Below are 3795 nucleotides of genomic sequence, written 5' to 3'. Positions count from 1 at the left end.
CGACGGGTGCTTGAGCCACTTGGTAGCGAGTCGTTTTTTCAACGACTTCAGCTTTGATAAAGCCACCAGTTTGAGATTGCCCAAAGCACTGCAATTGTTGACGCTTTGCATAAAAGGTCGAAAGACTCAGACTATGGCGCTCGCAGAAAACACGCTGGGATAGTTGACTGGATTGGTATTGCTCGAACAAGGTTTGCCATTCTTGGTTGGTGCGTCGTTTTGCCATTTCAGATCTCCTTGTAGTTGGAGATTTGATCTTATGGCGGACTGAGGATGATTAGAATGTGGGGTTTATGACGCGCTTACGACTAATTTTGCCTTTAACAAGTTTTCAAGCTCAAGCTCTACCATTGCAGCTGCAATCAAGACTGCACCTCTGTCACTTTCCCCTTTAATTATTTCCGTAACTTCTTTGTAGCTTTTCACAAATGATCCTTATTTTTATGCTAACGAACAAGACTAGATGGCTAACGCCCAATTAAGGTGTGAAGCACGCAATCACGACACTCAATTGGAACACCGTAAACACGAAACCTGACCCAAACCAAAATTGCCGAGCGTGCTGAATCACTCTTAAATTGTTTGTTAAGTACGCTCTCCTTTTAGGCGCATCAATATATCCAACCCGCGGTCATACAGGTCTTCATATGTCATAATTTTAATTTTCCCAGAAAAGAATATGTTCCTTCGACGCAGACGACTCAAGTCACTTTCGGACAAAGATTCACGACTTCCGATGACGATAAAGCCAGAAGGAGAATAAAGCCCATTCAATGAATTTCTAGCATAGGGGTTGTTCTTTTCTATCCAATCTAGCCAGTCCAAAACTTGTTGTTCTGCATGAACTAAGTGGGATGATGGGTTACCTGCTTTTGTATAGATTTGAAGATTCGATGATTCTAATTCTACGACTTCATAAGTACCATCATATTTTTCTAGAGCATAGTCGGTTTCATATTCAGCTCCAAGACGATGCTTTGGTATAACCTTGCGATACTCTAAGCCAAACAGAATAGGGTTTTGTGATAAGTGTGATTGTATCGCGTTTTCATTTCTTTTTTCGGTACCCAACAATGCGAGTAGTTCATCTAGTGCTAGTTGCAAACTAAATAACAACCTGTCTGCATGCTCTAAATTCGAAAGTTCGTCTTTAATTGTTTTTCTGATGATCGAAATATCTGAAGGTGAATAATACTTCGAAGAATCGATACTAGAAATTAGCTTCTTTGCATCCTTGAACTCATCACTTTGGCGAGCTGTTAATCTATATTTAGTTCCTTGCACATCAAAACCACTTTCAATCATCTTTCTATGAAAATCAGCTAATTCATCTTCACATTCTGGAGTATTTGCATGTACAGGAACTTCTTCTAATGCAGCTATTGCTAAAGTACTCAAAAAATCGTCTTCACAGTCTTCGCTCAATTCTGAATCTAAGACATGACCTAACGAAATTTCGCCTCTTTTCAAATCAAACACATAGGAAATGATATGAATTGTTCTTTTACCATTCACATTTGAATATATAAGCTCTTTTGCCGATTTTATAATATCAAACTCACTTAAAGACGGAGAGTCTGCATCATTACAACGGACAGAATGAATCTGTTTTGCTAGTTCTTCATTTTCACCAACTAACATTGTGAGAACTCTTTGTTCTTCTTTCCATTTATCTAACCGACTCACAAATACCTCCGAGTACTTAACGCCGCATTAAGTGGTGAGCGACGCTAAACACCAATGCCTCGACAAACCACTTAAAACGCAAAAAATGAATTTACACTAAAACCGCCAAGCGTTGCGAATCCGTCTTAAATGCTTTGTTAGCTGTTTACCCTTCAGCTTCAAAATGAGCAAACACTTCAGCACCAGTCATATTCTGAGTTTCGTTTTTGAAATCATAGTATTCGGGCTTCTCATCAACAAATATTTGATGAGTAAACTGAAAATTGTCATCACCTTGAAGCAAGCCAACTGGCAGGTGATACTGATTTGCAGGCTTAAGGTAATAAAACAAATGTGTTCCACACTTATTGCAAAACCCTCTGTCTGCCCACTCTGAGGATGAGTATCTTGTGACACTTTCTTCACCTGCTATTTGTACTGAATCAGCACAATCGATGGCTAGCATTGGACCACCGCCCCAATTGCGGCATATGCTACAGTGACATGCCGCCACCTCATTACTAGCATATTCAACTTCTAGTGCGACTGAGCCGCATAAACATTTAGCATGACCTTTCATAAATCCTCCAATAATTTATAGGTAGACACTTTTTAACAGCTAACGCCCAATTAAGTGGTGAACAACGCACTGACCAAGCCGCCGCATTGCACCGTAAAACACTTTACCTAACGCATAGTAAAACTGCCACGCGTTGAGAATCCACTTGAATTGCTTGTTATGTGAATTTTACCGTGAATTCAAAGTAAATCACCGTAGAAAGGAAGAAATTTGAATAACTTACGTGCAAAAACGATGCTAACCAAACCCTAAATTTTACAACGATTTTAGCCAAAGAGAGCCACTTACAGAATCAACAGCAAAGAAAGCGCCCTTTCAGCTACAACAAAACCTTTTGCTTCACCAGATTTTCAGAGCTGAATATCAGCAAGCAAATCAGTCAAAAAGACATTTCAATTAAAGCGATTTGAAACTGACGAAACTCAACACAAGCCAGATCCAAAACTTAATTGAGGCAACCCAAGAACCTTGAAAACGATCAATCTCAGGTTGTTCAGAATCCATTTCGACCAAGCCAACTTGCCGAAAACACGAAACGAATTATCAATGAAATCGTAGCTTTGACCTTAAAAACTCATCAAACACATAACGCCCTGTTAAGGTGTGAGCAACGCAATACCGAAGCTTCCGCATACCACCTTAAACACTAAACGCAACGCATAGCAAAAATGCCACGCGTTGCGAATCACTCTTAAACAGTTTGTTATAACACAGTTTTACACGTCATCTTCCGATAAAATTTGACGACAATTACGAACTGTTAGTACGCGGATTTCGTGACTTAAACTGTAGATAATACGATAGTGACCAAAGATGATTTCGCGATAGTTCGTGTGGGGCATTTCAGGAACAAACCGCCCCATTTCAGGCATACTTCCAAGTAGTTCAGTTTTATCAAAAACTTCATTTACCCACCTCTCTGCTGCAGGTGGATTATCTAAAGAAATAAACTCCGCTGCATCACCTAGTTTCTGAAGTGCTAATGGAGACCAGACTACTTTCATTTTTTAATGCGCCCAAGTACTTGAGCACGCGCATCATCATTGGAAACACCGAGACCAGAAGCTAACTGAGCTTCTGCTGTTCGCATTTCTTCCAGTAATTCGATTTTCTCTTGCATTGCTTCATACTCAGCAACATCGAGAACAACAGCAACACCTTTGCCACGTTGCGTAATAACCAATGGACGACGAGTCTCATTGATTTGTTTGATGTATGAAGCTACACCGGCACGAAACTCAGACAAAGGCTGAATATCTTGATCGAAATGAATACGACTCATATTGAACTCCAGTTAGTACAAAATAACGTACAAATAATAGTTCAACTGACCCTTTTGAGCAAGAAGTTGATTCTGTGTTATAACGCCGCATTAAGTGGTGAGCGACGCTAAACACCAATGCTTCGACAAACCACTTAAAACGCAAAAACTGAATTTACACTAAAACCGCCAAGCGTTGCGAATCCGTCTTAAATGCTTTGTTATGCAAATTCAATAAGATAAACCAGAAGTTACACTACATTTGATTAAGAAAACAATCAAAATATTG

The 3795-nt window shown here is 39.7% G+C and carries 6 protein-coding genes and 1 pseudogene; all 7 read right to left on the bottom strand.

The genetic code is table 11. The features are described from left to right. The coding region (locus EYW48_RS20555; RefSeq protein ID WP_277432979.1) for an IS66 family insertion sequence element accessory protein TnpB at positions 1-226 on the bottom strand (226 nt) is incomplete at its 3' end. A 65-nt stretch (positions 227-291) separates the two neighbouring features. Further along, positions 292-426 (bottom strand): hypothetical protein, encoded by a 135-nt coding sequence (locus tag EYW48_RS20550; RefSeq protein ID WP_277432978.1) that lies wholly within the window; start codon positions 424-426, stop codon positions 292-294. 159 nt (positions 427-585) lie between these two features. Continuing rightward, positions 586-1686 (bottom strand): Shedu anti-phage system protein SduA domain-containing protein, encoded by a 1101-nt coding sequence (locus EYW48_RS20545; RefSeq protein ID WP_277432977.1) that lies wholly within the window; start codon positions 1684-1686, stop codon positions 586-588. 145 nt (positions 1687-1831) lie between these two features. Beyond that, the gene (locus EYW48_RS20540) at positions 1832-2245 is read right to left on the bottom strand and encodes a GFA family protein (RefSeq protein WP_192076219.1); all 414 of its coding nucleotides are present in this window, start codon (positions 2243-2245) and stop codon (positions 1832-1834) included. 596 nt (positions 2246-2841) lie between these two features. Continuing rightward, a pseudogene (locus EYW48_RS20535) lies at positions 2842-2959 on the bottom strand (DUF3265 domain-containing protein). Positions 2960-2961: 2 nt separating this feature from the next. Next, positions 2962-3249 (bottom strand): type II toxin-antitoxin system RelE/ParE family toxin, encoded by a 288-nt coding sequence (locus EYW48_RS20530; RefSeq protein ID WP_005445239.1) that lies wholly within the window; start codon positions 3247-3249, stop codon positions 2962-2964. After that, complete coding sequence (locus EYW48_RS20525; protein ID WP_000086647.1) at positions 3246-3527, bottom strand: type II toxin-antitoxin system Phd/YefM family antitoxin; 282 nt, start codon at positions 3525-3527, stop codon at positions 3246-3248. The genes EYW48_RS20530 and EYW48_RS20525 overlap by 4 nt, the downstream gene beginning before the upstream one ends. Positions 3528-3795 lie beyond the last annotated feature (268 nt).

This window comes from Vibrio sp. 1180_3, from assembly GCF_029478545.1.
GTDB classification, from domain to species: domain Bacteria; phylum Pseudomonadota; class Gammaproteobacteria; order Enterobacterales; family Vibrionaceae; genus Vibrio; species Vibrio aestuarianus.
Note: the sequence above shows the minus strand (reverse complement) of the source record. Positions and strands in the feature narration are given on the sequence as shown.

Bases quoted from the DNA above. Each gene is read 5' to 3' on its own strand.
- EYW48_RS20525 (WP_000086647.1), bottom strand. From the start codon at position 3,527: ATGAGTCGTATTCATTTCGATCAAGATATTCAGCCTTTGTCTGAGTTT.
- EYW48_RS20540 (WP_192076219.1), bottom strand. From the start codon at position 2,245: ATGAAAGGTCATGCTAAATGTTTATGCGGCTCAGTCGCACTAGAAGTT.
- EYW48_RS20530 (WP_005445239.1), bottom strand. From the start codon at position 3,249: ATGAAAGTAGTCTGGTCTCCATTAGCACTTCAGAAACTAGGTGATGCA.